The 26198-nt window shown below is 51.2% G+C and carries 33 protein-coding genes; 23 read left to right on the forward strand and 10 right to left on the reverse strand.

Features of this window, described 5'->3' with window-relative positions; genetic code table 11:
• The first annotated feature begins 476 nt into the window (after nucleotides 1-476).
• The 4 genes from MNU25_RS10485 (at nucleotide 477) to MNU25_RS10500 (ending at nucleotide 2961) form a co-directional block, all read left to right on the forward strand.
• Complete coding sequence (locus tag MNU25_RS10485; RefSeq protein ID WP_240985018.1) at nucleotides 477-1136, forward strand: FmdE family protein; 660 nt, start codon at nucleotides 477-479, stop codon at nucleotides 1134-1136.
• A gap of 53 nt (nucleotides 1137-1189) precedes the next feature.
• The gene (locus MNU25_RS10490; RefSeq protein WP_240985019.1) at nucleotides 1190-1342 is read left to right on the forward strand and encodes a hypothetical protein; all 153 of its coding nucleotides are present in this window, start codon (nucleotides 1190-1192) and stop codon (nucleotides 1340-1342) included.
• Nucleotides 1343-1753: 411 nt separating this feature from the next.
• Nucleotides 1754-2587: a sulfite exporter TauE/SafE family protein gene (locus tag MNU25_RS10495; protein ID WP_240986801.1), complete on the forward strand. Its 834-nt coding sequence runs from the start codon at nucleotides 1754-1756 to the stop codon at nucleotides 2585-2587.
• The gene (locus tag MNU25_RS10500; protein WP_240985020.1) at nucleotides 2587-2961 is read left to right on the forward strand and encodes a DUF1634 domain-containing protein; all 375 of its coding nucleotides are present in this window, start codon (nucleotides 2587-2589) and stop codon (nucleotides 2959-2961) included. The genes MNU25_RS10495 and MNU25_RS10500 overlap by 1 nt, the downstream gene beginning before the upstream one ends.
• Before the next feature lie 170 nt (nucleotides 2962-3131).
• Here the strand turns inward: MNU25_RS10500 and MNU25_RS10505 are convergent, their stop codons facing one another.
• The 4 genes from MNU25_RS10505 to MNU25_RS10520 all read right to left on the reverse strand — a co-directional run bounded on the left by MNU25_RS10505 (nucleotide 3132) and on the right by MNU25_RS10520 (nucleotide 6529).
• The gene (locus MNU25_RS10505) at nucleotides 3132-3521 is read right to left on the reverse strand and encodes a type II toxin-antitoxin system VapC family toxin (RefSeq protein WP_240985021.1); all 390 of its coding nucleotides are present in this window, start codon (nucleotides 3519-3521) and stop codon (nucleotides 3132-3134) included.
• A complete protein-coding gene (locus MNU25_RS10510) occupies nucleotides 3511-3786 on the reverse strand; it encodes a YlcI/YnfO family protein (RefSeq protein WP_240985022.1) in 276 nt (91 codons plus the stop codon). Before MNU25_RS10510 ends, MNU25_RS10505 begins: the two co-directional genes overlap by 11 nt.
• A 157-nt stretch (nucleotides 3787-3943) precedes the next feature.
• Nucleotides 3944-4885, reverse strand: a complete 942-nt coding sequence (locus MNU25_RS10515) for a bile acid:sodium symporter family protein (protein ID WP_240985023.1) — start codon at nucleotides 4883-4885, stop codon at nucleotides 3944-3946.
• A gap of 210 nt (nucleotides 4886-5095) precedes the next feature.
• Nucleotides 5096-6529, reverse strand: a complete 1434-nt coding sequence (locus MNU25_RS10520; RefSeq protein WP_240985024.1) for an MFS transporter — start codon at nucleotides 6527-6529, stop codon at nucleotides 5096-5098.
• 441 nt (nucleotides 6530-6970) lie between these two features.
• Here MNU25_RS10520 and MNU25_RS10525 point away from each other — a divergent pair, with 441 nt between their 5' ends.
• The 8 genes from MNU25_RS10525 (at nucleotide 6971) to arsB (ending at nucleotide 12573) form a co-directional block, all read left to right on the forward strand.
• A complete protein-coding gene (locus tag MNU25_RS10525) occupies nucleotides 6971-7417 on the forward strand; it encodes a putative zinc-binding protein (protein WP_240985025.1) in 447 nt (148 codons plus the stop codon).
• A gap of 410 nt (nucleotides 7418-7827) precedes the next feature.
• Complete coding sequence (locus MNU25_RS10530) at nucleotides 7828-8118, forward strand: ArsR/SmtB family transcription factor (protein WP_240985026.1); 291 nt, start codon at nucleotides 7828-7830, stop codon at nucleotides 8116-8118.
• 117 nt (nucleotides 8119-8235) lie between these two features.
• Nucleotides 8236-9186: a permease gene (locus tag MNU25_RS10535; protein ID WP_240985027.1), complete on the forward strand. Its 951-nt coding sequence runs from the start codon at nucleotides 8236-8238 to the stop codon at nucleotides 9184-9186.
• Nucleotides 9187-9291: 105 nt separating this feature from the next.
• The gene (locus MNU25_RS10540) at nucleotides 9292-9537 is read left to right on the forward strand and encodes a thioredoxin family protein (protein WP_240985028.1); all 246 of its coding nucleotides are present in this window, start codon (nucleotides 9292-9294) and stop codon (nucleotides 9535-9537) included.
• A 218-nt stretch (nucleotides 9538-9755) separates the two neighbouring features.
• Entirely contained in the window at nucleotides 9756-10061 is a 306-nt protein-coding gene (locus tag MNU25_RS10545; RefSeq protein WP_240985029.1) for an ArsR/SmtB family transcription factor, read from the forward strand.
• A gap of 128 nt (nucleotides 10062-10189) precedes the next feature.
• Complete coding sequence (locus MNU25_RS10550) at nucleotides 10190-10996, forward strand: arsenite methyltransferase (protein ID WP_240985030.1); 807 nt, start codon at nucleotides 10190-10192, stop codon at nucleotides 10994-10996.
• A 167-nt stretch (nucleotides 10997-11163) separates the two neighbouring features.
• Nucleotides 11164-11454 carry a CC/Se motif family (seleno)protein gene (locus tag MNU25_RS10555; protein WP_240985031.1) on the forward strand — a complete coding sequence of 97 codons (291 nt, stop codon included), beginning with the start codon at nucleotides 11164-11166 and terminating at the stop codon, nucleotides 11452-11454.
• A gap of 36 nt (nucleotides 11455-11490) precedes the next feature.
• On the forward strand, nucleotides 11491-12573 hold the full coding sequence (gene arsB / locus MNU25_RS10560) for an ACR3 family arsenite efflux transporter (RefSeq protein ID WP_240985032.1): 1083 nt from the start codon (nucleotides 11491-11493) through the stop codon (nucleotides 12571-12573).
• Nucleotides 12574-12863: 290 nt separating this feature from the next.
• Here arsB and MNU25_RS10565 read toward each other — a convergent pair whose 3' ends face one another.
• The 3 genes from MNU25_RS10565 to MNU25_RS10575 form a co-directional block, all read right to left on the reverse strand.
• Nucleotides 12864-13232, reverse strand: coding sequence for a putative zinc-binding protein (locus tag MNU25_RS10565; protein ID WP_240985033.1), 369 nt, complete (start codon nucleotides 13230-13232; stop codon nucleotides 12864-12866).
• A 150-nt stretch (nucleotides 13233-13382) separates the two neighbouring features.
• A complete protein-coding gene (locus MNU25_RS10570; RefSeq protein ID WP_240985034.1) occupies nucleotides 13383-13736 on the reverse strand; it encodes a hypothetical protein in 354 nt (117 codons plus the stop codon).
• A gap of 130 nt (nucleotides 13737-13866) precedes the next feature.
• A complete protein-coding gene (locus MNU25_RS10575; protein WP_240985035.1) occupies nucleotides 13867-14244 on the reverse strand; it encodes a carboxymuconolactone decarboxylase family protein in 378 nt (125 codons plus the stop codon).
• Nucleotides 14245-14684: 440 nt separating this feature from the next.
• On the opposite strand from MNU25_RS10575, the gene MNU25_RS10580 reads away from it, so the two are divergent.
• From MNU25_RS10580 to MNU25_RS10615, 8 genes are all read left to right on the forward strand, one after another.
• Nucleotides 14685-14951, forward strand: coding sequence for a putative Se/S carrier protein (locus tag MNU25_RS10580; RefSeq protein WP_240985036.1), 267 nt, complete (start codon nucleotides 14685-14687; stop codon nucleotides 14949-14951).
• A 90-nt stretch (nucleotides 14952-15041) separates the two neighbouring features.
• On the forward strand, nucleotides 15042-16187 hold the full coding sequence (locus MNU25_RS10585; protein WP_240985037.1) for an aminotransferase class V-fold PLP-dependent enzyme: 1146 nt from the start codon (nucleotides 15042-15044) through the stop codon (nucleotides 16185-16187).
• A 338-nt stretch (nucleotides 16188-16525) separates the two neighbouring features.
• Nucleotides 16526-16846: a HesB/IscA family protein gene (locus tag MNU25_RS10590; RefSeq protein WP_240985038.1), complete on the forward strand. Its 321-nt coding sequence runs from the start codon at nucleotides 16526-16528 to the stop codon at nucleotides 16844-16846.
• Nucleotides 16847-17064: 218 nt separating this feature from the next.
• Entirely contained in the window at nucleotides 17065-17439 is a 375-nt protein-coding gene (locus MNU25_RS10595; protein ID WP_240985039.1) for a hypothetical protein, read from the forward strand.
• Entirely contained in the window at nucleotides 17432-17716 is a 285-nt protein-coding gene (locus MNU25_RS10600) for a 4Fe-4S dicluster domain-containing protein (RefSeq protein WP_240985040.1), read from the forward strand. The genes MNU25_RS10595 and MNU25_RS10600 overlap by 8 nt, the downstream gene beginning before the upstream one ends.
• Nucleotides 17713-18612 (forward strand): putative zinc-binding protein, encoded by a 900-nt coding sequence (locus MNU25_RS10605; protein ID WP_240985041.1) that lies wholly within the window; start codon nucleotides 17713-17715, stop codon nucleotides 18610-18612. The genes MNU25_RS10600 and MNU25_RS10605 overlap by 4 nt, the downstream gene beginning before the upstream one ends.
• Entirely contained in the window at nucleotides 18605-19021 is a 417-nt protein-coding gene (locus MNU25_RS10610; RefSeq protein ID WP_240985042.1) for a putative zinc-binding protein, read from the forward strand. Before MNU25_RS10605 ends, MNU25_RS10610 begins: the two co-directional genes overlap by 8 nt.
• Nucleotides 19014-19478, forward strand: a complete 465-nt coding sequence (locus tag MNU25_RS10615) for a putative zinc-binding protein (protein WP_240985043.1) — start codon at nucleotides 19014-19016, stop codon at nucleotides 19476-19478. Before MNU25_RS10610 ends, MNU25_RS10615 begins: the two co-directional genes overlap by 8 nt.
• Nucleotides 19479-19722: 244 nt before the next feature.
• Here the strand turns inward: MNU25_RS10615 and MNU25_RS10620 are convergent, their stop codons facing one another.
• Nucleotides 19723-20004, reverse strand: a complete 282-nt coding sequence (locus MNU25_RS10620) for a hypothetical protein (protein ID WP_240985044.1) — start codon at nucleotides 20002-20004, stop codon at nucleotides 19723-19725.
• A 978-nt stretch (nucleotides 20005-20982) separates the two neighbouring features.
• On the opposite strand from MNU25_RS10620, the gene MNU25_RS10625 reads away from it, so the two are divergent.
• The gene (locus MNU25_RS10625; RefSeq protein WP_240985045.1) at nucleotides 20983-21630 is read left to right on the forward strand and encodes an FmdE family protein; all 648 of its coding nucleotides are present in this window, start codon (nucleotides 20983-20985) and stop codon (nucleotides 21628-21630) included.
• Between the two features lie 281 nt (nucleotides 21631-21911).
• Nucleotides 21912-22679, forward strand: coding sequence for a sulfite exporter TauE/SafE family protein (locus MNU25_RS10630; RefSeq protein WP_240985046.1), 768 nt, complete (start codon nucleotides 21912-21914; stop codon nucleotides 22677-22679).
• Between the two features lie 292 nt (nucleotides 22680-22971).
• Here MNU25_RS10630 and MNU25_RS10635 read toward each other — a convergent pair whose 3' ends face one another.
• Nucleotides 22972-24240 carry a Glu/Leu/Phe/Val family dehydrogenase gene (locus MNU25_RS10635; RefSeq protein WP_240985047.1) on the reverse strand — a complete coding sequence of 423 codons (1269 nt, stop codon included), beginning with the start codon at nucleotides 24238-24240 and terminating at the stop codon, nucleotides 22972-22974.
• Nucleotides 24241-24491: 251 nt separating this feature from the next.
• The gene (locus tag MNU25_RS10640) at nucleotides 24492-25580 is read right to left on the reverse strand and encodes a TDT family transporter (RefSeq protein WP_240985048.1); all 1089 of its coding nucleotides are present in this window, start codon (nucleotides 25578-25580) and stop codon (nucleotides 24492-24494) included.
• A gap of 166 nt (nucleotides 25581-25746) precedes the next feature.
• Between MNU25_RS10640 and MNU25_RS10645 the strand changes: the two genes are divergently transcribed.
• On the forward strand, nucleotides 25747-26049 hold the full coding sequence (locus tag MNU25_RS10645) for a hypothetical protein (protein ID WP_240985049.1): 303 nt from the start codon (nucleotides 25747-25749) through the stop codon (nucleotides 26047-26049).
• Nucleotides 26050-26198: the final 149 nt, after the last annotated feature.

Raw genomic sequence — 26198 nt, forward strand, 5'->3', positions numbered from 1 at the left:
ATCAGAAGATGACAAGTCCAGTCTGTGCGAAACTTTATCGGAGTGATGCAGTTGTGGGGGCAAGGATGGTTCGGATACTCTTGCATTTACCGGGACTGGATATATAATAATATCGTAATGGACTAATAGCTGAAGATATTCATGGGTGCACATTATTTCCAAATCCCCAGGGTAGAATATCTTCGAATTATGAATTCAGGCTATTGTTCCAAAGAGCGCGCCGGTAGCGGGAATTCAGGGGGGAAGAGTGCAGTCAGACCGGGAAGGGTTTAAGAGGGGCGGCAGTCGGAGCAGCGGCCGAACAAGAAGAAATAGAAAAGAAGAGTGCGGGTCAAGTGGGACAAGTAGAATTCCCGAGCGCCGAGCGAAAGGATTAGAAAAGGAGGTTTTGATTCGCGACTGTTTCACAAGAGTTCCTAATCACACGAAGGTGAGAACGAGCATAAGTAACGATGCGAGAAAAGGAGATGTGGTCGATGACAGTTGATGCCAAGGATTCCCCGGTTTCGGGTCCGGCGAAACACGAATTGCCGGATTGGGCTTTCGAATTTCACGGACACAAGTGCCCGTTTATGCCGTTGGGCTATCGGATGGGCCGATACGCCATGGAATTGTTAGGTGTGGAAAAAGAAAAGGATCACGGCATGTTTGTCTTTTCCGAGATGGGGGAAGGGCATCCGCAAACTTGCATGATGGACGGTCTGCAAATCGCAACCGGCTGTACCTATGGCAAGAACCTTCTGACCCGGCTGAACTATGGCAAGGTCGCGGCGGTTTTCTATCATCCGGACAAGGGAGCGCTGCGGATCAGTGTTCCAACCAAGTTTCAAACGGAGATCGGCAAGTTTGAGTTTTTTGTCTATCGCAAGAAAGGTGTAGAGCCGTCTGCCATACCCGATGAAGTTGTCGATGAAGTCGTACAATACGTGATGACCCAACCCATTGAAACCATGGCCCAGGTGCGTCAATTGCCCGGCTTCAAATATGCCCCCACTCCGGGTTCTTTCAATAAGGTCGTTTGCAGCGAATGTGGAGAAACTGTCTTCGAACGCTATGCCAGGACAGTCGGTGGCAAGGTGCAATGCATTCCTTGCTCGGGTTATGAACGGACCCTGGCCCGCAAACCCATTCTCTAGCAGGGTTGCAAATCCGTACAACGCGACAAAAGAAAAAGCGGGTGAAGCCCCGGGTGTGTGTGGTCAAAGCCGGGGAAACCTTCGAGGCTCAACAATGTCACCAGCGCAAAGAGGTGGTGGTGACAAATTACGCGCAAAAGCTCGGTGACGACGGGTACTGCCAAACCTGCTTTGATGCTTTGATTCATCGCAAGCAACAAGACTAGCCGACAGGGGCTGCCTGTGTGGCCTAAGACCAAGAAAGCGCTCCCACAGGGGCTAAACAAGTTTCACTGTGGGAACCGTTGGAGCCTGCTTATAGGACGTATAAGCAGGCTCACTTTTACGCCTTGTAGATGTACGAAAAGTCCGTTAGCCTCAGCTCAAAACGATTAAGGTCAAATTATCCGGAATCACGGCTTGAATGATACCGTGGGAGGGTATATAATATATGAGTAAACAATAATATTGCAATGAGGAGATGAATAAGTTGTTCCGGCTCAGAGTGGGGGAAAAATAATATCGCAATTACATTTACTGTAAGAGAGGAAGCAATGTGAGAAAACGCTGAGGGGTAAAGAAAAAAGAGATTGTTTAGTAAGCACAGAATTTAGGATTGACAGGGGGAGAGTCAGTTGTTGATTGGATCAAGTCTCATCATCTTTGCTTTTTCTATTCTTGCAGGGTTTATCGGGTCGTTGTTGGGTCTGGGAGGCGGGATTATCATCATTCCTGCCTTAACATTGCTTTTGAATGTTCCTATTCATGAGGCGATTGGCGCGAGTATCGTCTCGGTCATCGCCACGTCCAGTGGGGCCGCGATCGCCTATGTCCGGGACAAGATAACCAATATCCGTATCGGGATGTTTTTGGAGACCGCGACCACCTTGGGAGCGATTACCGGGGCTTTCATTGCCGGCCTGATTGAGCCCAAAGTGTTGTACATCGTTTTTGCGGTGCTGATGATCTATTCCGCCGGGGCCATGTTTCACAAAAGGCACTCTGAATTGCCAATGGATGTCGTGGAACACCCCGTCGCCACACGTTTAAAATTGAGCAGCGCCTATTATGATAAAGCCCTCGACGAAACCGTGGCTTATAAAGTCACCGGGGTTTATCCCGGTTATGCGGTGATGTACGGAGCGGGCGTCATTTCAGGTTTGTTGGGAATCGGGAGCGGGGTTTTTAAAGTCCTCGGCATGGATGTCTTTATGAAGCTGCCGATGAAAGTGTCCACAGCGACCAGCAATTTTATGATCGGGGTGACAGCCGCCGCCAGCGCGGGGGTTTACTTTTCGCGCGGGGACATCAATCCCTTGGTGGCCGGCCCTGTGGCTCTGGGAGTGCTCCTGGGGGCGCAGGCGGGAACCAAAGCCATGGAACGCTTAAATAACAAGACTTTGCGTCTCATCTTCATTCCCATCTTGCTCTATGTCGCTCTGCAAATGCTCTGGAAAGGTTGGTGGATGTAATGGGCAAGGAACCCGCCGGTCAGACCCATTTATTTGATGCGGAATTGTTTATCAGTTCCAGCTTGCGTTTTGGCGTTTATTTGTCAGCCATTGTCATGGCCTTAGGCATAGTGCTTTTATTTGCCAGGGGGGTTTCGGGCTATCCAATCGATGTCTTTCCCACTTCAATTCCTCTCCTTTGGTCGGGAATTGTCCTGTTCAAACCCGCTGCAGTCATCACTTTGGGACTGGTCCTTTTGATCGCCACGCCGGTTTTCCGGGTGGCGGCTTCCGTCCTGCTGTTTCTTGTTGAAAAAGACCATCTATACACGTTTATTACCTTGTTTGTTCTGGCTGTTTTGGTCACGAGTTTTTTGATTGGGAAAGCTCTTTAGCCGGCTTTAGCCAGGGGGCATGCGGCTAAGCCTCTTGGTCATTCTGTTTGTAATGAGTGCCATGGAAAAGGCGGACACTGTCTATGAGAAGCACAGAGGGCCCCATGTGGGGCCTTCTGTGCTTAGTTGAGTTGAGGTGAAGGTCATCTGCGAGCACATACCTTCTTGCGTCAGCTGTACTCTATAACCGCCAGTTCCGGCATCGGGAAGTGGCGAACGTTTTTCGTCAGAAAAGTGAGGGAGTTTTCCACCGCCACGGCGGCTATCAAGGTATCCGAGATGGAGAGTGTGATACCTTTTCTTTGATAGTCCCGCCGGTATAAGCCGGCCCGGCGGGCCGTCCGGTAATCAATCGGATGATAAACCAAGGCGTCAAACAATTCTTCAATCCGGTGCAGCTCGTCCGGCCCGGCCCCGGAAAACAGCTCGGCCACCGTTACCGGACAGCAAGCCAGCGGCCCCTCCTCGACCAACCCGTTCAGCATAGCCACTGCTTCTTCTCGTCCACGAAGAAAATCGATCAAAAGAGTGGTGTCCAGAAGAAAACCGTTACTGCGCAAACATTTCCCTCCTCCGAGCTTCCGTTTCTTCCCTCAGCTGGCGCACCCAATCGTAACTGTCTTCACGGGTGGCAAAACCGGGATAGTCTTTTTCCTTAAAGATGCCGGCTGTTGACTGCAAAGCCTTCTTTTGTTTCAGCCGGAGTAGTTCTTTCTCTGTCGCCTCAATCACAAATTTGCTGCGTTTTCCCGGTCCAACCAATTTATCCAGTTCTGATAACAGTTCTACTGGCATCCGGATGGGTGTCATTTTCGTGTTTTCCATGCGGCAACCTCCTTTGTATATACTTTTAGCGTAATTATATCGTATATACTATTGATTGAGAACGGGGTTCTGAGTGCAAAAACTATGCCTCACACATGTCCACAGCGGAAGGTCAGAGCCAGATGATAGGCGGTTGGGGGTCAATCCCGCCGGGGCATCAGCGGCGGTTACTCAGCCCGCCCTTAAATTTCCGTTTGATTATTTTAACCATGGTGGGTGACGAAATCATCTGCACAACGGCGTAAAAGGCAGAAGGGATGACCAGAACGGTATTTAGTTTCATCGTTTCCACTGCCGCGGAAGCGATGCCAAATTCCTTACTGCTAACCAGGAACAGGAGGGGAAGAAACGTGTCTTTCTGTTTAAAGATAAGTCTGGACAAGTAGGCCAGCGTAAAGCCGAAGAGATTCAGGGCGATTTCTGCCAACACGATGAATAGGGCAAACGTTTTTAAGGCTATGATTGCTTTGGCATTGGATGAAACCACAACAAACAGAAGGACAATGTAACACAGGGAGGCGATACCCGACCAAAGTTGTTCTTTCTCACGGACCTGGGCTGAGCGGTAGTTTAAGAGGATGCCGATGATGACCGGTATGACAATGATCCCGGTCAATTCCCCAACCAAATAGGATACGGGCACTTGGAACGTAATCCCGCCGAACCAAGCAAGCACATTGGGCAAAACAAACGGAGTGAGAGCCATGGACATGACCAGCATTGCCGTTGCCAGGGCCGTGCTGCCTCCGGCCAGATAAACCATCAGAGGGGCTGAAACATCTGCAGGGAGGCTACCCAGAAGTAATTGCCCGGTACGAATACCGGTCCACGGTGCAAACAATTTGCCCAGCATTAAAGCGAAGAGGGACATGGGGATAAATTGCAGAAACACGCTCCATAAAATCATCAAGGGATGGCCCTTGACCTGTTTCAAATCTTCCGCTTTCAGGGTCAGGCTTACGTTGAGAACCATGATGGCCAGGACGGGTGTCACGATCCAACTCAAGGAGGAGCCGGGTCCGGGAAAAAGGAGCGAAAAAGTGCCTACTACGAGGACGCAAAACAATAAGTGGTCGGAAATCCAGGTAAATAGTTTCATGCTAAACACTCTCCTTGAGTTTTTACTCACCAAGACAAAAAGCCTACAACCAAATCCGGTTGTAGGCGCCATTGCCTCATCTTACGCCACTTTAGTATACATCACAGAGGGGCAGTCGTATAGGCCCTCTTCCCGCAAGGTGGAAGAGCAGCCAGCCATTTTCTTCATCAGGTGGAAAATGGCTATGGTTATTTGAAAAGCAATCCACTGTTAAGCTTTCTTGCCGTTGACAATCGGCAGAGGCTTGCTGTGACCGCGGTTGAGTGAAAAGAATGCTCCGACGATGCTCAAGCCTGCGGCCAAGTAGTAGACGGTGGCGGCGCTGGGGGCGAAGGCATCGGAATAGGCGAGTCCGGTCCGCGCGCGCATGCCATATTGGAAGACAGCCACGGATAACGTGATCCCCAAGACCATGCCCAGATTCTTGACCAATTGACTGATGCCGGTGGCGATGCCCAGTTTGTTCTTGGGAACGTTACCCATGATGCAGGAGTTATTCGGAGCTTGGAAAAGACCGAGAGAAGCACCCATTCCGAACACCGCCAGGAGCACTTGAACGAGAGGGGTGCGCAGGCCGACATGGGCCAGGAGGATCAAGGCGAGGGCATTGAGAACCATTCCCCCGGTGGTCAGCAGAGCATACCCTATCTTGTCGGAAAGCCGTCCCGCAAAAACGGCCATCACGGCCATGCCTAAGGGAAAGGCCATCATGAACAGGCCTGCGGCCTGCGGCGAGTAGCCCAGGACCTTTTGGTAATAGAAAGGGATGAGAATGGTGCTGGAGTACATGGTGATGAAGGAAATGAGGGCCGCGATGATGGAGGTCCAGAAAATACGTACTTTGAATAATTCAAAATCGAGAACGGGGTTCTCCGCCCGGCGTTCCTGAATGGCAACGGCCAAGACGCTGAGAAGGAAGAGAGCAAGGGAGATGAGAATTATCGGAGAACTCCAACCGAAGTCGTTCAAATTGGAGATGGCATAGATAAAGCTGACCATCCCGACAATCACATAAAGGGAACCCCAGGCATCAAACTTCTTCGCTTTCCCTTTTCCTTTCCCTCGGTCGGCGGGAATGATCAAATGGGAAACCGTAAAGCCTAAGGCAGCGACCAGACAGTTCAGAATGAAAATCCAGCGCCAACCCCAGAGCCCGATCACGATCCCGCCGAGGGAAGGACCGGCCAAACTGCCGATGGCGGCAACAGAGGCTAAGGTGCCGATATTCTTGCCGCGCTGTTCAGGAGGATAATTCTCCGTCGCAATGGCGAGACCGTTGGCCATGATCATGGCTCCGCCGACGCCTTGGAGCATGCGGGTCAAAATAAGTAAAGAAATATTGTTGGTCAGGGCGCAAAGGATGGAAAAAACCGCAACCACGGCATAGCCGCCATTGTAGATATGCTTGCGCCCATACATATCGGCCAGGGTGCCAAAGATGATCAGGAGAGCGGACATGGTGAGGAGATAGACCGAGGGTACCCACTGGATCATGGAAATGCTTACCCTGAACTCAGCCGCCATCTTGGGCAGGCCGACATTGACCACGCCACCGTCAAAGGTCGAAAGAAAAGCTCCGACAGCGACACTGGCTAAAATATACTTTTTCCTTGGGGGAGTCTGTTGCAGAACGTGACTGGACATGAATTGACGACCTCCTTACGTTTGTTGAAAGTGTTTGGACATCCATTAGGTTTCAGACGATGCTTCTTGATCTTGAATGAGCTTGGCCGGTGGCACGCTAAACACCCCCTTGCTGTGGATGGGACACGCTCAAAATAGGGAGAGGTAGATACAGAAATTAGAATATAATAATGTACTTGAGAGTATTGTATACGGAACCCTCGATTTTGGCAAGGGCCAAAATCAACAAAATCCGATCAGAGCCGAGAAATACCCCATGGGAGCCTTAAAACGGCGGGACGGGTCTATTGACCGGGCAGGGCGGGAACTGGGCGGGAACTGGGCGAGGATGACGCGGAAGCAGGAAATATTTAAGGCTGCCTATTGACTGGGTGAATATATTAGCATATGATGAATATGTAATAGATGCGAGTTAAGTCGCTGGAAGAGGGGAGTTTATTTATGGAGAAGATGCCCGTCGATGCTATTAAAATGGAAACAGCCCGAAAGACAATTGTGGCTCAGCATGACAAGTATGGTAAAACAATGGGCGTGAACGGTTGTTTTGGAAGTTCAAATGTCGGACAGATGAGCGGTTTCATGCCGCGTGAGATCGTGCGGACAATTCCCAATGCGTTTATGCGCTGCCCGCTGGCCCTGTATCCGGAAATCGAAGGTCCGAGTCAGGTCTTGCTCTATGATGATTATCAAGTGGTGATCGATGGCTGTGAAGCGCGCTGTTTAGCCAAAGCATTGGCTAAGGCGGGGGTAAAAATTGATCTCAGTTATGCCCTGGATGAGGATTTTCATCTGGAGAAAACACCGGGACCGGATTTTGACGAGGACAAGATGAAAGAGATCACGCAGAAGATCATGGCGGATATTCGGAAGTTAAGTGTCGAACAGTGACGGAAACAACTTAAGGTAGGGGCTAACCTGGTAAAAGCCTGATGAGGGGGCAGCCTTGACTGTCGAGCGAATGGGACACTTTCGGTGCGCTTCGATGCCGTCAGTGTCCCTATTTTGGGATCTTGGGTTTAAGAAGTCAGGGACAAGGACCGAAAGGAAAACGAGACGAAGTCCTGGCGAGCGGGCGGCCTGGCAGCAGTATCAATGGGCGAGGAGGGGCATGATAAATATTTCGGAACAACATATTGACATATATAAGTATGTGATTATAATAAGATTCAAGCCCTACTTTCGATGGGCAGATTTGAAAGATACTCGAAAGGAAAGTGGAAAGAACTGACTTAACTTAAACGGAGTAATCCTAAACAGTCGGAGAAAGGGGAACGTTTATGAGAAAGGAGAGGAGTAGAGTGACGGCAGAACTACCCATGGTTGGAGGCTTGCCCGAATTTAACGAAGTTGAAATCCGGCAGGAAGTCAAACGCTACAAAGCTTTGGGCGATGAGACCCGTCTCAAAATGTTTCGGGTTTTAGAAACCAGCGAGCATTGCGTGTGTGAGTTGATGGACATTTTTCAGTTGAATCAATCGCTCGTTTCCCATCATGTCAAAGTCTTGGAAAATGCCGGCTTGGTGCTGGGGCAGAGAGTGGGGAAATTTGTCTACTATCGCGTCAACCACCCCATGCCTAAAGACGTCTGAAGCCAGGGGCTTCCGCGCGAAGCATTCGGTGACGGATCAGGGCGAACATAGCACTCGCGGGGGCTCAGTCACGGGGATGGCTTAAACTTATTCTCAGTCGGGAGAGGAGAAATTTATATGTTGCAGGCTTTTGCGGATTTTGTCACCTTCAAGCTGTTTAAGCTGCTGCCCAGCAGCCGCTTGGGGACGGCTCTGGACTTTTTCATCAATGATACTCTTAAGATATTCATCATGCTGGCGGTGATCATTTTCCTTGTCTCTTTAATCCGGAGTTTTTTCTCGCCGGAAAGGACCCGGAAAATTCTCAGCCAGAAGAAGGAGTTTGTCGGCAATGTCCTCGCGGCTCTTTTGGGGATCGTGACCCCGTTTTGTTCTTGCTCGGCGGTGCCGGTATTTATCGGTTTTGTGGAAGCGGGAGTGCCCCTTGGTGTAACCTTTTCTTTCTTGATTTCCTCCCCGATGGTCAATGAAGTGGCGTTGGTCATGCTCTGGGGCATGTTCGGGTGGAGAATCGCGGCCATTTATATTGCCACCGGTGTCATTGTGGCCATCGTCGGGGGGGTGATCATCGGCCGGCTGAAATTGGAGCACTTGGTCGAGGAGTATGTGTACGATATTAAGATGGGTGAGTCCGAGCTAGCGGCTATGACTTGGCGGGAACGTGTGGATTATGCTTGGAGCTATGTCGTTGATATTCTAAAAAGGGTTTGGTTGTACGTTATCATCGGGATTGCCATCGGAGGTTTTATGCATGGCTACGCACCCGCGAACTTCCTGGTCAAATATGCCGGACCCGGCAGCTGGTATGCGGTCCCATTGGTTGTGGCCATTGGGGTGCCTCTTTATTCCAATGCCGCCGGAATCATTCCGATTGTCAATGTCCTGTTTGAGAAAGGGATGGCTCTGGGAACCGTGTTGGCCTTTATGATGTCTGTGACCGCTTTGAGTCTGCCGGAGATGATCATCTTGCGCAAGGTTCTCAAACCCAAACTCATTGGTATTTTTGTCGGGATCTTGACGGTTACCATTCTTTTCGTGGGGTATCTGTTCAATTGGATCATGCACTAGACGGGTACACCCCGGGGTTTAAGGTATTCGGATAGGTCTTAACAGAAGAGGGACGAATGTGGTACGATAATATTAGACTTAACGAAATTAGAGGAGCGATGCGATATGAAGGTCAAAATCTTGGGATCCGGTTGTTCCAACTGTGCCAAACTGGAAAAAGTAGTGCGTCAGGCCATTGATGATTTGGGGATCGTGGCGGACGTTGAGAAGGTCCAGGATGTGGCCGGAATCATTTCCTACGGGGTCATGAGCACACCGGCCCTGGTTATCGACGAACAGGTCAAATTGGTGGGCAAGGTGCCAAACCGGGTCCGTATGGTGGAAATATTGAAAGAAGCTCTACCCCAGTGAATGGAAACGGGCAACGTGGGGACTCCCCTGCCGTACCCGCAATATCCGGAAAGGCATAAAACTTCTGCTGTAAAGGGCGCAGTTCCTGAAGATGGGAAACGCCTGATGCAAGTGAAAGGATGTCGCACCCACCAACCCTAAGCTTGGGAATAGACCTCAGCTATCTCAGCTATTTGGTTGCTTGATTTATCAACATTTCTTGATATAATGGAGATACTATGATTGATGTCGCGAAAATTTCCAAAGCTTTGAGTGACCCCATTCGCTACAAAATACTGTTGATGCTTGTAGATCATCAGAGCAACGAACTGTTATGCTGCTCACCCGCCCTTGAGGGTGCCTGCAATTGTGAGATTATGGCGGAGTTTGAGATGATTCAGTCCAGGGTTTCGTACCATATGAAGGAGCTTGCCGGAGCAGGGCTCGTAACCGAAGAGCCTAGAGGTAAATGGAAATTCTATTCTTTAAACATGGATACCCTGAAACAATATACCCGGCAAATTGGGGCGGATTTTAAATTCTAAGGCCCCGCTTTTTTTGGGGGGTTACATCAAAAAAAATTGATGTAATGAGGGCTGAAAATGGATGAAGGTAGGAGAATGGGCAACTCATAGTGGCAGGTAGGGCTCAAATTCGGGGAGGTAACAAAATAATGTCAAATGTCGAAAATGACCACATTCGTCAATCGGTGCGCAAAAACTATGCTTCCATCGCGCTTCAGGGAAAGGGCAGTTGTTGTTCACCGGGTGCCAACTGCTGTGGTAATGAAGACTCCGGTCTCATGACGCAAATTTCTCAACAGCTGGGTTATTCCTCCTCAGAACTTGGGGAAGTGCCGGAGGGAGCCAATATGGGTTTAGGGTGTGGTAATCCTCAGGCGATAGCACACCTGAAGTTGGGTGAAGCTGTTCTCGATTTGGGCAGCGGAGGCGGGTTCGACTGTTTTCTGGCCGCTAAACAAGTGGGAGCGGCGGGGCGCGTGATTGGGGTGGATATGACTCCGGAGATGGTGAGTAAGGCCAGAAAAAATGCCGCTGCCACCGATTATCATAATGTTGATTTTCGTTTGGGCGAAATTGAGAACTTACCGGTGGCGGATAATTCAGTTGATGTGATCATTTCTAACTGTGTGATCAACTTGTCTCCGGATAAACAAAGGGTATTTGATGAGGCCTATCGTGTGCTCAAGCCAGGCGGGCGCTTGGCCATTTCTGATGTGGTAGCTTCAGCCCCCCTGCCGGCGGAAATACGGAAAGACCTGGAGCTCTATGCCGGCTGCATGGCGGGCGCCAGCCTTGTGGATGACTTAGAGGGGATGCTGCAAAAATCAGGGTTTAGGAATATCCGCATTCGGCCGAAAAGTGAATCGCGGGAGTTTATCCGGGAGTGGGCCCCGGATAGGCAGATTGAGGATTTTGTTGTATCCGCGACGATTGAAGCCTCTAAGCCCGCCGGCTAATGAAAGAGCGTTTTCCCCAAGCCTTCTTGTTGCAGGTACCATTGGCGGCAAAGGATGTTCAGGGGCTGCATTCTTTATGGAAACTGGCCCGGCAAGTTTTGGGGTGAGCGGTTCGCCGGGGTGGTTATGTTTGTGCCCGCGGGAGAGGCGGAGGAGGTAAGAACCGGATGAACATCCATATCACCCCGCAGGCGGCGGCTGTGATTCGTCGCCGGGGAGGGCAGGTGATCCTATTCGAGGGCCGGCTCACCGGGTGTGTTGCCGGGAATATCCCGGCCCCAATGATGGAAGTGGGCAGGCCGAGGCGGCCACCGGATCATTATATCGTGGTGGAAGAAGAGGGTGTAGCGGTTTATCTGGACAAGGTCCTGCGCTCATATCCCGGGACGGCTGAGATCAGTGTGGTGCCGCATCGCTGGAACAAGGAGAGTCTGTCGTTTAATTATCGGGAAAACTGAAGTCTAGACGTGTTCACTTTTAAGGAGGAGAGCGAAATGAATGAATTGCCGGTAAGCCGCAAATTGTCAATGTTGGACCGCTTCCTGACCTTGTGGATTTTCTTGGCCATGGCGGTCGGGATCGGAGCCGGATACCTGATTCCGGGCATGGCCGCTTGGCTCAATAGTTTTCAAAGCGGCACGACCAATATTCCTTTGGCCATCGGACTGATCATCATGATGTATCCGCCCCTGGCTAAAGTAAAATATGAGGAAATAGGCAAGGTCTTTAGAAATGGGAGAGTCATGACCATATCCCTGATTCAAAACTGGATCATCGGTCCGCTGCTCATGTTTGTATTAGCGGTGATATTTCTGCATGGTTATCCCGAGTACATGGCCGGTTTGATCATGATCGGTTTGGCCCGCTGCATCGCCATGGTCATCGTTTGGAACAGTCTGGCGAAAGGGGATCCCGAGTACGCGGCCGCTTTGGTCGCGCTCAATTCCATCTTCCAGGTGATCTTCTACTCGTTTTATGCTTATGTCTTCATCTCTGTTTTGCCGCATTGGCTGGGATTGACGGCGGACACGGTCAAAATCAATCTCAGTATTTGGGAGATGGCTCAGAGTGTGCTGCTTTATTTAGGTATTCCTTTTGTGGGGGGCCTGCTCACCAGGCTCATCTTCATACCGGTCAAAGGAAAGGAATGGTATGAAACAAAATTCGTTCCGAAAATCAGTCCTTTGGCTTTAATCGCCCTGCTCTTCACCATCATTCTTATGTTTTCCCTTAAAGGTAAGTATATCGTATCCCTGCCCATGGATGTCGTACGCATCGCCATTCCCCTGGTGATCTATTTTGCCGTGATGTTTACGGTCTCCTTCTTCATGGGTTGGCGGCAGGGTGTTCCTTACTCTCAGACGGTGACGCTCGCCTTCACGGCGGCCAGCAACAACTTTGAGCTGGCCATTGCCGTCGCGGTGGCTGTGTTTGGGATCAACTCCGGCGAGGCCTTTGCGGCGGTCATCGGCCCCTTGATTGAAGTGCCAGTGATGATCGGACTGGTGAACTTTGCCTTGTCTTGGGGACGGAAGTATTTTAACCCGGATGGAAGTTCCACGCGGGCGAGGACCTGAGTTCGGAGAACGGCTCCTTACTGTTGCAGTGGGGAGCCGTTCTTTGCGGGTATGGGCAATATGACAAAAAAGAAGTAGCCCACCCCTGAGACGGAGGCTACTTCTTCGTAAACCCCTACGGCCGCTCACTGCGGCCCGGTTGTGCAGGCTGGGATGCTCGTAACATCCCGGCCTTCAGTATGTATGTGATACCGTGCGGAGGCAGTCAATACAAGGAAAACGAGAAAGGAACGGGCCTTGAGTGCCCGGCGAATTCCGCTGCCCTGTCCCCGATAGGGACGAAGAAACAATTAAAAAGGGCCGGATCCGCCTGACAATCTATCGATTACTTCTTGTACCAATTGTATCTCTTCATCAATATTCAATAAGACTGCATATTTCTCGTTATTTTTGGGATCAAAATCCTTGGTAATGACTATTTCTGCATCCGGGCTAATTTTGGCAAGCTCAAATTCCTTTGAAGCACATTTAGCCGGACAGCCATTTAAGGCAATATACTTTTCGTTAACACCACTTTCGTTGTTAAGAGGTAAACTTAAATTGGGAAGTACGCGAACTATTTGGTCGTCAAGGAGAAATTCAGCCACTGTTTTTGTCATCATACTCACATTACAACGGCCTTGACAAGGGAAAATTCCAATAGTCATTATTTCTTTCACTCCTACTCTACCTTGAATTTGTTCACTGCTACCTCAAACTCTCTGTCATTGGACGGCAGTGCGTTGAATAAAGCTGAACTCTTTGCGCACAGGCCTACACCTATGGCAGAGAGTCCTCTAGAATTTCGCAAGGTCAGGCGGACGCAGAACTCAGATTTGGCCTAAGGGTCCGGGGTTCCGATTCTGAAAGGGACACGCCGCCCCTGCCTGACGGGCAAAGAGACGCTTGTGTGAGAGAAACTGGGCGACGGTTTCATTGTTGCCCAAGCTGATTCCTCCGAGCCTCCACTCCCGGAAAGTGTGCCAAAATTCTTGTTCCGCTACAGTGTGCGAATAGTGCTCCGCTTCGGCATCGTAGGCCCAAAAAACGTCGACCCATAACATACCTTTACGGCTGAGGACCAAAAGAAAATGATTGAGCTCTGGGTCGGGAGAATCAAGGACTTTTAGAAGCAAATGTGAACGACCGCTTGGATAATCAGTGCGGATATAGACGGGTTTCATCAGAATACTCCTTCCCCTGCACAAAAGAACCGCTAACATGAGGGAGGGAAGGCAACCCGGAGGAGTTCCCTTCCCTTCCCCTGTCTGGTATGCTCTTGCAAAACACTAAACACTCCGCCGGGGAGAAATACTAGGCCTGCGGAAAGATGCGCAGTCCCGTGTTGACCCGGTTCATGCCAGTCGAAGCATCGATGACGGCAATCATTTCGAGAAGCTCTTCTTCGCTGACTCCCATCTTTTTCAGCTGCTGGGTGTGTGAGGTGATGCACATGTCGGAGCCGTTATTGATGGAGGTGGTGAGGGCAATGAAGAATTTGGTCTTAGCGTCCAGTTTGCCGGGAGCCATTGCTACCTGCATTTTCTCCAGGGTGGCTTTCATATAAGCGGGGAAATTGGCCAGAGCGCGGAAAGTCGGTGGGACCATTCCTTTGTCCTCTTCGAGGTGCTTGAACATCCCTTGAACTTCGGGTGAGGCTTCCTGATCTTGAATGAGTTTAACCGTTGGCATGTTAAAAATCCTCCTTTTTTTCGATGCTTCGCTCTCAAAGTCGGGAGAGGGCTCATCTCCAGATTAGGATATGATTATATGGACATTAAACATTGTACACTTACACGGAGGTTTTGACAAGGGCAAACAGGAAAGATTCAAGCGTCTGATGCAAGCGAAAGGATGTCGTGCGACTGCTGACCATGAGCCGGCGCAGTTCCCGGTTGACTTCATCCTGGGATCAGAAAAAGTGCCGAATTCCCTGTACCATTCAAAAGAAGAAACGACCACAGCTCAAGAAAAATCTGTGGTAAACCGGGCAAAATAATGATATGATTATATAGGAAATGACTGAAGGCCTTATTCTAAACACTATGATCATTTTAGCTTGGTCAGGCATGCAATGTCACTTTGCCGGTTCGATGCCGGCTGCAGAGAGAATAAGGTGGAGGAGAAGGTTCATGCTTTATGGTAAACTCAAGGATTATCGGGCTTTGCTAACGTTTCCTTCTTTAACGGAGGCCTTGGGGGCTGAGAGGATTCTTGACCGGTCCGGTTGTCCTTTTGCGTCTATTCCGACACCCCGCAGTCTGCGTTCCGGCTGCAACACCTCTCTGTGTCTGCCGCTGGAGCGTAAGGAAATTATCGATGATCTAATCGATGACGGGGTGGTGTTTACCGGTGTCTACGAGGCCCGGGAGGATGGATTCGCACCGTTGACGTGGTGAGGTTAGGCGCCTTGAAGAAGCCAGTAAGGTCCTTGGAAAGTTCAACAACCACGTTTAGGCGTAAAGTCAGGTGGTGAAAGGAGTGTGGCTATGATTTATTTGGACAATGCGGCGACAACTTGGCCGAAACCTGAGGACGTGGGCCTGGCAGTGCAAGAGGCTCTCATGCGTAAAGGAGGAAATGCCGGCCGGGGTGGGCATGGTGCGGCCATGCAAATGGCCAGGCTCATCCATCAAACGCGGGTGGATTTATGCACGTTGTTTGGAACGAACGATCCGACTCGGGTCATCTTTACTCAGAATGCGACACATGCCTTGAATTTGGCGCTCTTTGGACTCATGCGTCCCGGAGACCATGTGATCACCTCTTCATTGGAACATAACGCGGTGGCCAGGCCACTATATGCTTTGGGACAGCGGGGAGTGGAAGTCAGTGAAGTGCCTGGAGTTCCGGGAGCTGAGTTTGATTTAGCGGCTTATCGCAAGGCCTTTCGATCCAATACTAAGTTGGTGGTTACCCTGCACGCTTCCAATGTCACCGGAACCATGCTGCCCATCCGGGAAATAGGGCAGATAGCCCATGAGCGGGGGGTCTATTATCTTCTGGATGCGGCGCAGACGGCCGGGGTTTTTCCCATCGATATGAAACGCCTGCCACTGGATCTGCTGGCGTTTCCCGGGCATAAGGCACTTCTGGGCCCACAGGGAACAGGAGGACTCCTCATAAACGCCGATCTGCAATTGGAACCCCTAATTTACGGAGGTACGGGCAGCCTTTCTGAAGAGGTGCGTCAGCCCGACTTTTTGCCGGACGCCTTGGAAAGCGGGACACTCAACGGAATCGGCCTTGCCGGCTTGGGAGCAGGAGTCCGTTACATTCTGACGGAAGGGATGGATAAGATTAGGGTCAGAGAACAGGAGCTTTGCCGCAAGCTATGGGAGGGGTTAAAGAAAATTCCGGGTGTGAAACTGTATGGAAATGAACAGGTGGAACGGCGCGCTCCGATCATTGCCTTTAACCTGGGTGAGATGGACTCTGTCGAGCTGAGCTATATCTTAGAAGAAAGGGCAGGGATCGTGGCCCGGGCAGGTCTGCACTGTGCGTCTCAGGCTCACCGGATGATCGGGACACTGGATCAGGGCGTCGTGCGCTTCAGCCCTTCACATTTTACGACCGCAGAGGAAATTGATGCGGCTTTGCAGACAGTCAGGGACCTCGCGCAAGGGCTGAATTAAAAGATGAGAGGGAGCAGCGTGATATGGGTTGGCAGTCAAGGGTCGTGCATCTTGGCAATAGGGCCAAGATTTTGCCGGTGAAGTTTAATCAACTTTATTGACATGGGCATATAACGATATTATAATTGAATCATGACAAGGCTGTTCAGGAGAGTTCCAGCGGATATTCGACTTATGGTTTGGATATTCTAGCCTTACAGGATGGGAGTGGTCAATCGACTCACGGTGGAGGTGAGTGTCGCGAGTCGGTCATTTAAACCCGTGTGTACCCGTGTGAAGGTTCGTACTTTCACCAGAACATTCAGACAGACGGACCCTGAAAAGAGGAGGCACTAAAAATGGTCAGCATTACGGCAGAAGCGGCGGTGAAAGTACAGGAGGTACTGCACCAACAAAATCTTGAATCAGGATATCTGAGAGTCTATATCGCGGGCTTTGGCTGAGGGGGGCCGAATTTCGGCTTGACTCTGGATGAGTCTGCAAAAGAAAACGATACGGTCGATGAGGAAAACGGAGTAAGAATCTTATCCGAAGATAAGCTGGCTTCTTATCTGGAAGGAGCCGTGATCGACTTTGTAGAGTCTCCTGCCGGCGGCGGTTTCCAGATTAAGACAGCGGCCAGTGGACAAGAGTGCGGCAGTTGCGACAGCTGCGGCTAAGTCCCGAGTGTAACGCAGTTCTGGGATGAGTTGTGGGATGATTGCCAAGGCAAGTACAAGGATGAGTGCTGGGACAAGTTCCGGGTGTAGGTGTCATTGAAGCGGGCTCCAAAGGGTGGGAATGAGGACCCCGCAGACCCCGGATACCGCGGCATGTGTGGTAGAAAGTATCGGATATAGGTTAGATGAGGATCATTTTCTAGGAGGAGGAGAAGACGATGGCGGAAAAACCCGGGTTTATCATGTGTGTCTGTACCGGGAAATGTCCGGGCTTTGCACAGATGGATATTTGGGATTTTATTAATCAGGTGCGGGTGGAATTGCCTGTGGAATATGGCTTTATTCACCCACAGCTCTGTGAGGAAGACGGAGACCGTTTCCTGTCCGATTACCTGAAAGCCGGACGGCCGGTGGTTATCGGGGCCTGTTCGCCCAATATGCAGGTAAAGATGTTCAAGCAGGCTTTTGCCGACGCCGGTCTTGATGTCAAGAAAGACCTTGTAGCCATTGACATCCGGGACATGACCACGGAGAAGGCCGTCGAGACGGTGAGTGCGGCCCTGGATGGCATGGAGGGAAAGAAGGATGAGTGAAACCACATTCATGGGGGTGACTCGGGCAAAAATCCCCTGGGCTCCCGTGATCGATTATGAAAAGTGTACCTTTTGCCTGGAGTGTGACAAATTTTGCCCGCACAAGGTCTATGAAGTGAACCGGGAAGAACGGCGGCTCGTGGTCGCCCATCCCGAACATTGTGTGGTCTTCTGCCGGGCCTGCTCCAAAACCTGTGGTCCGGATGCTTTGAGTTTCCCAAACAAGACGGAAGTCACGGACTTAATCAAGCGCCTGCGCAAGGAGGAGGGAGCATGATGAAACGTTGGGGCATACTACCCTGCAATGGTTTGGACAAGCCTGCGGGGCAACTGGCACGGGAGATAGCGCTGTATCTGGCACAAGATCAAGCCAAAACTCTGGCCTGTCCGGTTTTTCTCCACAGTGCGCCCTCCGTCTATGCCAAGGTCAAGGAGGAGACACAGTGGCTTGTGTTGGACGGCTGCAACACCCGCTGTGCCAGTAAACTGGCGGCTGAGGCGGGCTTTGCCGTCGGAAAAAAGATCAATGTCAGCGAGTTGACGGAGAAAGAAAATCTCAAGCTGGGTCGTTCCTTGCGTTTGGAGCCGGAAGCATTGGCCCTGGCGAAGCGAAGTGCCCTGGATTTAGCGGCGGCCTTATTCACGGCCCGGACAGACCGGGAAGAGAAAACGGCTGCCATCCCGGACGGGAAGGGGCAGACGGATTCAGGCGTGGATTTTCCCGCTTCGATCACTTACACGGAGTTCCGCCAGGATAAATTCCGTTTCCGGGTTCCTCAAGGTGAATTCTTTTTTAACGAAAACGATTGTTGGGTTTGGGTGCAAGGCCAACGGGCCCGGGTCGGGGTGAGTGATTATGTGCAGCAGAGTCTCTCGGACATCATATTCTTCTCGGCACCGGAACTCGGAGCCGAGGTGGAACAATTCGGGGTGTTAGGCTCTCTGGAATCTTCTAAAGCAGTGTTTGAAGTCATCGCTCCCGTAGCCGGGAAAGTTGTCGCTGTCAATGAAGAGTTGGAAGGATCGCCCGAAAGGGTGAACGAAAATCCTTATGAACAAGGTTGGATAGCCGAAGTGGAGCTTACGGACTGGGAAACGGACCGGGAATTGCTGCTCGACGCCGGACAGTATCTCGAATATCTTAAAAATAAGGTGGCGGATTTCCATGTCTAAAGAAAGTGTCATGCTGATTCCCTGCAGTGGGATCGGGAAGGTTCATGGCTTGATCGGCCGGGAGGCGGTGTTTAAAGTGAAGGGCGAGTTGCGCCCGCAAGACACCGACTTGGCTTGTCTGGCGGAAATCGTAACCCAAGACGCGGAAGTTCAGGAGCGGATGAACGGCCGCCTGACCATCACCGTCGATGGCTGTCCCAAAATGTGCGCCGAGAAAAATGTCCGCCTGGTCGGCGGCGAAATCTTTGCTTCTCTGCGTGTGGTCGATGCTTTCCGCACGCATCGGGGGGCGCAGGCCGGGAGTGCGACGGAGCTCACTTCAGATGGCTGGCAGATCAGCGACGAGCTGGCGGACCAGATTGCGCTGAAAGTGGATGAAGCCCGGCAAGGAGGGAAAGGCAATGGTTGAGGTCAAAAAAGTAGGCATTATTTCTTGCAGCGGCGAAGAGTGTGCCGGCGGCGGCATTTCCCGCCTGGCCGCCCGTCACGTTTTGGAAAGCGCCCGGCCGGGTCGTACGGTGACAATTTGCTTGCCCCTATTCTTGGCCGGGGGTGAAGAAGAGCGCTATTTTGCCCGGACTTTTCCCACGATTACCATTGATGGTTGTGACAAGCGCTGTGCTATGCGGGCGACGGAGAAATTGAGCGGGCAAGTGACGCAAGCCTTGACGGTTTCCGAACTTCTGGACAGTGAGAGTGCTCTGGCGGCACCGTTTTCCCAACGTCAGCTCAATGGGGAACGGGAAAAACAGATCGCGAAGGTGAGCGCGGCTCTTACGGAAGCGGTGGATGAGATCATCGGCAAGCCGGCCGCAAAGGATCTTCTAACGCCGACGACGCCTCCGGCGGGAATACGGCTGCTTTAGGGTCATTAAACCGACAAAAGAGGCCAGGATACCTTTGAAAACGGCTTTAACCTAACGGCTTTCCTTGACCTTGCCGTAAAGGCATTACCAGCAGCACCAAGAGAAAACAAGGGGCAAAAATGCCGGGGGTTGCCGCTCCCGACATTGAAAGCCTCGCCTTTGCAATTGAGGAGGACCTGAGAGAGCCCGGCACAGCGGAGCTCTCTCAGAGTCAGACGGGTCAGAAGAGGGCAGGAAGGAAACCTTAGCTTTCTTGAGCGCTTAGGGCAGCGTCATCGGCTTTAGCGGTGGGCTGCAAAAGGGCGAGCGTTTTTTGGATCTCCGCCAGTTGCGCCTCCAGGCTTTCTTTCGCCTGTACGAGACGCTCCACGCGCTCCTCATGGGTCAGATAAGCCCAGCCATGTCCGCCGAAGTGGGGGCCATGTTCGTGGCCGTTTGATCCGCCATGGTGTTCCCCATGGCAACCGCAGCCATGATGACCATATCCCCAGCCTTTTCCCTTAAAGTCACCGTGATGTCCACACATTTCCAAGACCTCCTCATTATTTAGCATCACCTATATGACAGCGTCATATAGAGTATCTAGATTCTAACCCCTTCTTTTCCTTTTGTCAATAACCTGGCCCAAGGCACAGTGCTGACGCGCTAACTAATTTTCGAAGTCGTCTGATGTCATTCCAAGATGCTAATAGCGTAAACAGGATTTTTGACGAGAAAAAAGTGTCCGGAAAGGCAGCCTTATAACAATTTTTTTGCTCAGGCGGCTGAACTGAAACAAAAGCCCGCGGCCGTCGAGGCGAGGCACGCGGGAGGCCAAAAGGGTTGTGGTGCAAAAGGTTTACGTCCCGGTTCTGTGAGATCAGACTTCTCCGGAAGGGGCCGATTCCGATCATTGCTTCCGGGCAAAACATAGATCATATTCTTGAGTTAAGCCGTAAAGGGGCGCTCTTTGTGGGAGCGGGGTTCAGTTGGCGGCTGGTTTTCGTGGGTATCTTTTCCTGCAACAAAAGGTTGTACCGGTGGCTTGGTGGAAAAATAACTCTTGCATTTATCATTGACGGGTATATAATAATATCGTAATTGACTAATAGATAAAGATATTCATGGACGTAACATAATTTTTACGTGCCCGGATAGAATATCTTCGAACCCATGAATTCTGGCTGCGGTTCCGAAAAAGCGGCCCTGCGGCAGGGGTTCAGAGGAAGAGTGCCTGTCAGACCGGGAAGGGTTTAAAGAGGACGCAGGCGGAGCAACCGCCGAACAAGAGAAGAACAAGAAGCAGAAGAGTGCGGGTCAAGCGGGAAAAAGAAAGTCCCGGAGCGTAGAGAGCCGGGATTAGAAAGGGAGGTTAAAGGGGGGGCTTTGATCCGAGGCAATTTACGGTTTTTGAATATGTTATACAAGGCTTGGCAGATTCAGAGTACAGGGAATTACTCTCACTTGTGGAAGTGGGAGTCTCACCAGTGAATGAATGATCAATATTGAAGGGGATGCTTTTCAAATGATAGAAATTAAAAATGAAACTCCGATTACGGACGAAGAGTTGAAAGGAGCGCAGTTTTTTCATGGCCACATCTGCCCCGCCATGCCCCAGGGACTGCGCGCCGGCCATCTAGCTATGGACATTTTGGGTGTCAAGCGTGCCCGCACCGGGGGCGAACTCATGATGATCGTGGAAATCGGCGATAATCATTTTTCGGGTTGCCTGGCTGACGGGTTACAATATTCCACAGGCTGTACTTTTGGCAAGAGCAATATTGTGAAGAAACCCCTGGGGAAGTTTGCTTTTACTCTGATTGACCCGAAGACCAAGCGGGCGGTCCGTGTTTCCGCGAAACATGACCGCATGAAAACCTGTCTGACGATGCCCTTTTTTGAAGAACGCAAGAAGGGGATCCCTCCCTATGACTTGGATCCCAATGTGGTCCTGCCGCTGATCGAAGACACCCGGACGCGCGATTGGCATGAGATGTTCGATGTGACCCTTTTTGAGAATTACCCTGTGGTCAAAGCCGGGGAAACGTTCGAGGCCGAGCAGTGTCACGAGTGCAAAGAAATGGTAGTGACAAATTACGCGCAGAAGCTGGGCGAAGACTGGTACTGCCAGACTTGCTTTGATGCCTTGACTCATCGCAAGCAAGAGGATTAACGGGCCACGGGCGGGCGGTTGGACTGACGGCTAAGAACCAGCTTCCCCGCGGGCTGAACAAAGTCACCTTGAAAATCCCTCGAGCCTGCCTATAGGAGCTATGAGCAGGCTCACTTTTTGCAGTCCATGGAGTGAAAGAATTCGTTTGTTGGTGGCAAAGCAAGCAGATTCGTTCTTCTCAGTGAAGACTGCTTTTGCTCAAGAGCACTGCCTGCGTGATACCTGGTCAACAGTCCCCGGCCTCTCAATTCGGAGAAAGTTGGGAAAGATGGTGGTTTAGAATGTATCTGTACATCTTGGGATTTGTGGCAACCTTAATCTTAAATTCTTTTATGTCTATGGGTGGGGTAGGGGGAGCGTTTATCCTTGTTCCAATCTTTTATTGGTTGGGAGTCCCGCTCCCTCAGGCCGCGGCGGTTGGTTTGATGCTGGGGATCCTGAACACCGGAGTCGCCTCACTTAATTTTACCAAGGATAAACTGGTTAATTTCAAAGTCGCTATACCTCTGATCATCTCCATCTTTGTTTTTTCGCCTTTGGGAGTCTACACATCCAATGTCGTTGACAAAAACATCTTACTGGTAATTTTCGCTGCCTTTTTACTGGTTGCCGGCACCATGATGCTGTTCTATCATCCAAATAAGGGTGGGGCCGAGAAAGAGGTAAAAACCAGGCCACTGGCCAGCATTCTCATTGGCAGTTTCGTTGGCTTTCTTAGCGGCATGCTGGGTGTCGGAGGGGGAGCCTTTCTGGGGCCGTTCCTGGTCTGGATAGGCATGGATGGCAAAAATGTGGCCGGAACGAGCGCTTTTGTGGTCATGTTCTCCTCACTCGTTGGTTTCCTGGGTCACATCGGACTTCAGTACTCACACCTAAATTACTGGTTTATGCTGGTTACCGGTGTTGCCTCCGTCATGGCTGGCTTCATCGGTTCGTGGCTGACCCGTTTCAAGTTGACCAGCAAGCAGGTTAAACAGGTTATCGGTGTGTTCCAATACTTGATAGCCATCAAGATTATTTTCGATTTGGCGAAGGTTTGGCTGAAATAGTCATAATTAAGGGTGAACTACCCCCGCTTACGCTTTGCTAAGAAGCGGTTTTTTTTTACCGGGTCAAAACGGCCATATTTTCGGATTTCGGCATAGGCCTCGATTCTTATGCACAGGCCTTCCCGTGGGGAAACCTTGCTTACACAGGTTGAACCCAGGAGTTTTCTGACGGGGGAACCCAATGAAGCCGATTCCCCAATGCTTCGGATGGATAAGCAAGGAGTTGGGGATGCCATTTCAAGCATTTCTCAACTCCTTGGCTTTGGACCGTCCCTGGCATTTTTTCACGGTTTCAGACGAAAATCCCACGCAAGGACACAGCTTTTTCCACTCTTGACAAAGCGATCATATAGGCTGCCGTGCGCAGGGATACCTGTTCGCGCCGGGCCAGTTCGTAAACATCCCGGAAGCTGCTGACCATACGTTGGCGCAATTCCCGGTTGACTTCATCCTGGGACCAGAAAAAGTGCTGAATTCCTTGTACCCATTCAAAATAGGAAACGACCACACCGCCGGCGTTGGCCAGGATATCGGGAATAACCAGGATTCCTTTTTGGTAGAGGACTTCGTCAGCTTCGACACTGACGGGGCCGTTGGCCGCTTCCGCCACGATTTTGGCTTTGACCCCTGATGCGTTGGTGACGGTGATTTGGTTTTCCAATGCGGCCGGAACGAGGATATCGCACTCTAAAGTGAGCAACTCCTCTTGAGTTAAAGGTGTGGCATCAGGATAACCGGCGACCGTTCCCGTTCGGGTCTTAAATTCTTTCACGGAGGCTATATTAAGTCCGTCAGTATTAAAAATGCCCCCCTGTGTATCGCTGACGGCTACTACACGGCAGCCTAAGTCCCCCAGATAGGTGGCGGCTACAGATCCGGCGTTGCCGAAGCCCTGAATCGCCACGCTGGCTCCCTTAAGTTCAAGACCCGTGTGCGAGGCCGCTTCCTCTATGGTATAGACGCAGCCTGTGCCGGTGGCCTCGTTGCGGCCCAAAGATCCCCCCAGTTCGATGGGTTTGCCGGTTACCACCGCGGGAACCGAGTAACCCAACTGCATACTGTAAGTATCCATGATCCAGGCCATGACTTGAGGGTTCGTGTTGACATCCGGTGCCGGGATATCTTTCTCCGGTCCGATGATGAGACTGATCTCCATAGTATAGCGTCTGGTCAAGCGTTCGAGTTCCGCAAGCGACAATTCTTTGGGATTACAAACGATGGCCCCTTTGGCTCCGCCGTAGGGGATGTTGACGACGGCACATTTCCAGGTCATCAGGGCGGCCAGAGCAATCACCTCTTCCAAAGTTGCGTCTTGATGGAAGCGGATACCGCCTTTGGCCGGACCCCTGGCCAGATTATGCTGGACGCGGTAGCCCTGGAAGATCTCCAATGAACCGTCGTCCCTACGAATGGGAATTGACACCGTCAAACAACGCTTGGGCTCTTGCAGAAGTTTGAGAATTCCGGCATCCAAGCTTAGGTGAGCGGCCGCGCGCTCGACTTGCAAGAGAGTTGACCTCAACAACTCATTGCTTTTCTGAGACCCCTTTTTCTCCTCCATGAAACAAGACTCCTCATCTTTCTAAAATGCAAAGACAGGGACCTATCTTTTGTATACATTATACATTAGAAGAGGAACGGGTTCCAGTGCATTCGCATTATTTCTAATATTTAGAGGGAGAGGACGGTTGGTGCTTAAAGCCGTTTCCTGGCCGACCAGCAGGCTGGAGGTTACATCTTGCGACAGTTAAAGGAGTGGGGGATTTAAGTCTTGTGGTCAACCTGAATTTGGGGTGACATTGGCTTTGAGTTTTAGGACTGTTGAGGGGCCTGGGGTTGCGGTTCCAACAGTTTGCCGCTCATGGCGCCGCCCAAGGAACGGATGAAGGTGACGAGCCAGAGAAAGGTCAGTAGCAGAGTCAGAAAAACGGTGTACACCAGGATGAGGCTAGATGAAAAGTAGGAAGCTATTTTTTGACTGGCCATAGTGTAGGCGACTAAGGGAAAGATGAAAGCCCACCAGGAGAGAGAGAACGGAATGCCTCCCCGCTTAAGGTAATACCAGGAGAGAGTGAGAGCGATGCCCAAACCCCAGAAACCGAAGCCCCAGAAGATGGCGGCCAGAAGATAAACCGCATCGACCGAACCGAGGAAGCCGAGCAGTTTGGCCATGTCGGCCAGTCCCAACAAACTGACGGTTCCCACTCCGATCGGTCCCAACGTGATCCAGAAGGTAGGGGCCATGGCCGCCGGCGGCAGGGGATGCCGGACAAGGCGGCTAAGCACCATGGCGCCGATAAAGAGAAAGAGGAAGAAGCCTACGCCGTAAAATGCTAAATTAAACAGCAGTACGGTATTGGCAGCAGCGGACCCGCTTTGTTTGAGCATCCCGACCAGCGGATTGCCGATTAAAGGAACACCGATGTTGGCCACCGGGGTAATGAGCCAGGCAAAGTTCAGAGCCTGAGGCGGGGTTTGCTCATTGGTCAAGGCGTGGTGGGCGACATAGACGGAGAGAAGGAAAGCCCCGACGACACCGGTGAGCCAGGCAATCCAGGCTGCTATGAGCACAAACTGCGGACCGAGGAAGTTCCGTCCCATCAAGGCGGCATTGGTTGCTACGATCACGATGCCAATAGGCATGGTCACAAAGAAGTTGCCCATAACGGGATGATCGAGATCATGCCGAAGCTGGTCGAAATGCGCAAACCAACGTGTCAGCCAGGGAATCAGGAAGATGACACAGAGGAGAGCGTTAAGCCAGGCCAAAGATATGCCGAGGTACTTGCTTGCCGGCCATAAGTTACCCCAGCTGTAAAGAATGTTGGCGAAGCCGCCGGTTCCCATGATGGCGGCAAACCAGGCCGGAGAAAAATGACGGGCCAGACCCTGTTTTGGCATTGTGATACACCACCTTATCAATATATAATACTTTACGCATTTATTGTATACCCTATACTGGTATATTACAAGAGACAGAGACGGAAAATTTGCCGCATTCCTCTGAACTAATCCAGGGGTTAGGCATGCCACCGCAGACAGGCCCAGAAACAGAGGTAATGACACGATGCGCCAAAGACATGGATTCACAAAAACCTCGGGACAATACCCGCTGCTTTTCATCCCCCGGATCGTCGGCTGTATGTTTGTCTTTATCTTCGACTATGCTGACTATGCTATGGTGGCCATCCATCTGGTACCGGTTCCTTATATTATGGCTCCCTGGACGATGCCCGGGCCGATTGCCGCTTTTTCGGGCACCGGAGGCAGTTTGTGGATGAATGGAAATAGGCTCCAAGGAAATAGCCGGCAAAAGCCGGCTATTTCCTTCATGGTACATCGTATAACAATTTTTTGTCCAGACGGCTGACACAGGAAAAAAGCCCGCCGCCGCCGAGGCGAGGCACGCGGGAGGCCAAAAGGGTTATGGTGCAACAGGTTTACGTCCCGGTTCAGTGAGATCTGCCTTCTCCGGAAGGAGCCGATTCCGATCCATACATTGCTTCCAAGCAAAACATA

It is taken from the genome of Acididesulfobacillus acetoxydans (assembly GCF_902729405.1).
In the GTDB taxonomy this organism is placed as follows: domain Bacteria; phylum Bacillota; class Desulfitobacteriia; order Desulfitobacteriales; family Desulfitobacteriaceae; genus Acididesulfobacillus; species Acididesulfobacillus acetoxydans.

Coding starts and splice junctions, on each gene's coding strand:
- MNU25_RS10555 (WP_240985031.1), top strand. CDS start 11,164: ATGAACATCCATATCACCCCGCAGGCGGCGGCTGTGATTCGTCGCCGG.
- MNU25_RS10575 (WP_240985035.1), bottom strand. CDS start 14,244: ATGCCAACGGTTAAACTCATTCAAGATCAGGAAGCCTCACCCGAAGTT.
- MNU25_RS10630 (WP_240985046.1), top strand. CDS start 21,912: ATGTATCTGTACATCTTGGGATTTGTGGCAACCTTAATCTTAAATTCT.
- MNU25_RS10540 (WP_240985028.1), top strand. CDS start 9,292: ATGAAGGTCAAAATCTTGGGATCCGGTTGTTCCAACTGTGCCAAACTG.
- MNU25_RS10545 (WP_240985029.1), top strand. CDS start 9,756: ATGATTGATGTCGCGAAAATTTCCAAAGCTTTGAGTGACCCCATTCGC.
- MNU25_RS10510 (WP_240985022.1), bottom strand. CDS start 3,786: ATGGAAAACACGAAAATGACACCCATCCGGATGCCAGTAGAACTGTTA.
- MNU25_RS10640 (WP_240985048.1), bottom strand. CDS start 25,580: ATGCCAAAACAGGGTCTGGCCCGTCATTTTTCTCCGGCCTGGTTTGCC.
- MNU25_RS10610 (WP_240985042.1), top strand. CDS start 18,605: ATGTCTAAAGAAAGTGTCATGCTGATTCCCTGCAGTGGGATCGGGAAG.
- MNU25_RS10635 (WP_240985047.1), bottom strand. CDS start 24,240: ATGGAGGAGAAAAAGGGGTCTCAGAAAAGCAATGAGTTGTTGAGGTCA.
- MNU25_RS10500 (WP_240985020.1), top strand. CDS start 2,587: ATGGGCAAGGAACCCGCCGGTCAGACCCATTTATTTGATGCGGAATTG.
- MNU25_RS10485 (WP_240985018.1), top strand. CDS start 477: ATGACAGTTGATGCCAAGGATTCCCCGGTTTCGGGTCCGGCGAAACAC.
- MNU25_RS10570 (WP_240985034.1), bottom strand. CDS start 13,736: ATGAAACCCGTCTATATCCGCACTGATTATCCAAGCGGTCGTTCACAT.
- MNU25_RS10550 (WP_240985030.1), top strand. CDS start 10,190: ATGTCAAATGTCGAAAATGACCACATTCGTCAATCGGTGCGCAAAAAC.
- MNU25_RS10520 (WP_240985024.1), bottom strand. CDS start 6,529: ATGTCCAGTCACGTTCTGCAACAGACTCCCCCAAGGAAAAAGTATATT.
- MNU25_RS10535 (WP_240985027.1), top strand. CDS start 8,236: ATGTTGCAGGCTTTTGCGGATTTTGTCACCTTCAAGCTGTTTAAGCTG.
- MNU25_RS10600 (WP_240985040.1), top strand. CDS start 17,432: ATGAGTGAAACCACATTCATGGGGGTGACTCGGGCAAAAATCCCCTGG.
- MNU25_RS10580 (WP_240985036.1), top strand. CDS start 14,685: ATGCTTTATGGTAAACTCAAGGATTATCGGGCTTTGCTAACGTTTCCT.
- MNU25_RS10595 (WP_240985039.1), top strand. CDS start 17,065: ATGGCGGAAAAACCCGGGTTTATCATGTGTGTCTGTACCGGGAAATGT.
- MNU25_RS10525 (WP_240985025.1), top strand. CDS start 6,971: ATGGAGAAGATGCCCGTCGATGCTATTAAAATGGAAACAGCCCGAAAG.
- MNU25_RS10620 (WP_240985044.1), bottom strand. CDS start 20,004: ATGTGTGGACATCACGGTGACTTTAAGGGAAAAGGCTGGGGATATGGT.
- MNU25_RS10605 (WP_240985041.1), top strand. CDS start 17,713: ATGATGAAACGTTGGGGCATACTACCCTGCAATGGTTTGGACAAGCCT.
- MNU25_RS10515 (WP_240985023.1), bottom strand. CDS start 4,885: ATGAAACTATTTACCTGGATTTCCGACCACTTATTGTTTTGCGTCCTC.
- MNU25_RS10615 (WP_240985043.1), top strand. CDS start 19,014: ATGGTTGAGGTCAAAAAAGTAGGCATTATTTCTTGCAGCGGCGAAGAG.
- MNU25_RS10585 (WP_240985037.1), top strand. CDS start 15,042: ATGATTTATTTGGACAATGCGGCGACAACTTGGCCGAAACCTGAGGAC.
- MNU25_RS10645 (WP_240985049.1), top strand. CDS start 25,747: ATGCGCCAAAGACATGGATTCACAAAAACCTCGGGACAATACCCGCTG.
- arsB (WP_240985032.1), top strand. CDS start 11,491: ATGAATGAATTGCCGGTAAGCCGCAAATTGTCAATGTTGGACCGCTTC.
- MNU25_RS10625 (WP_240985045.1), top strand. CDS start 20,983: ATGATAGAAATTAAAAATGAAACTCCGATTACGGACGAAGAGTTGAAA.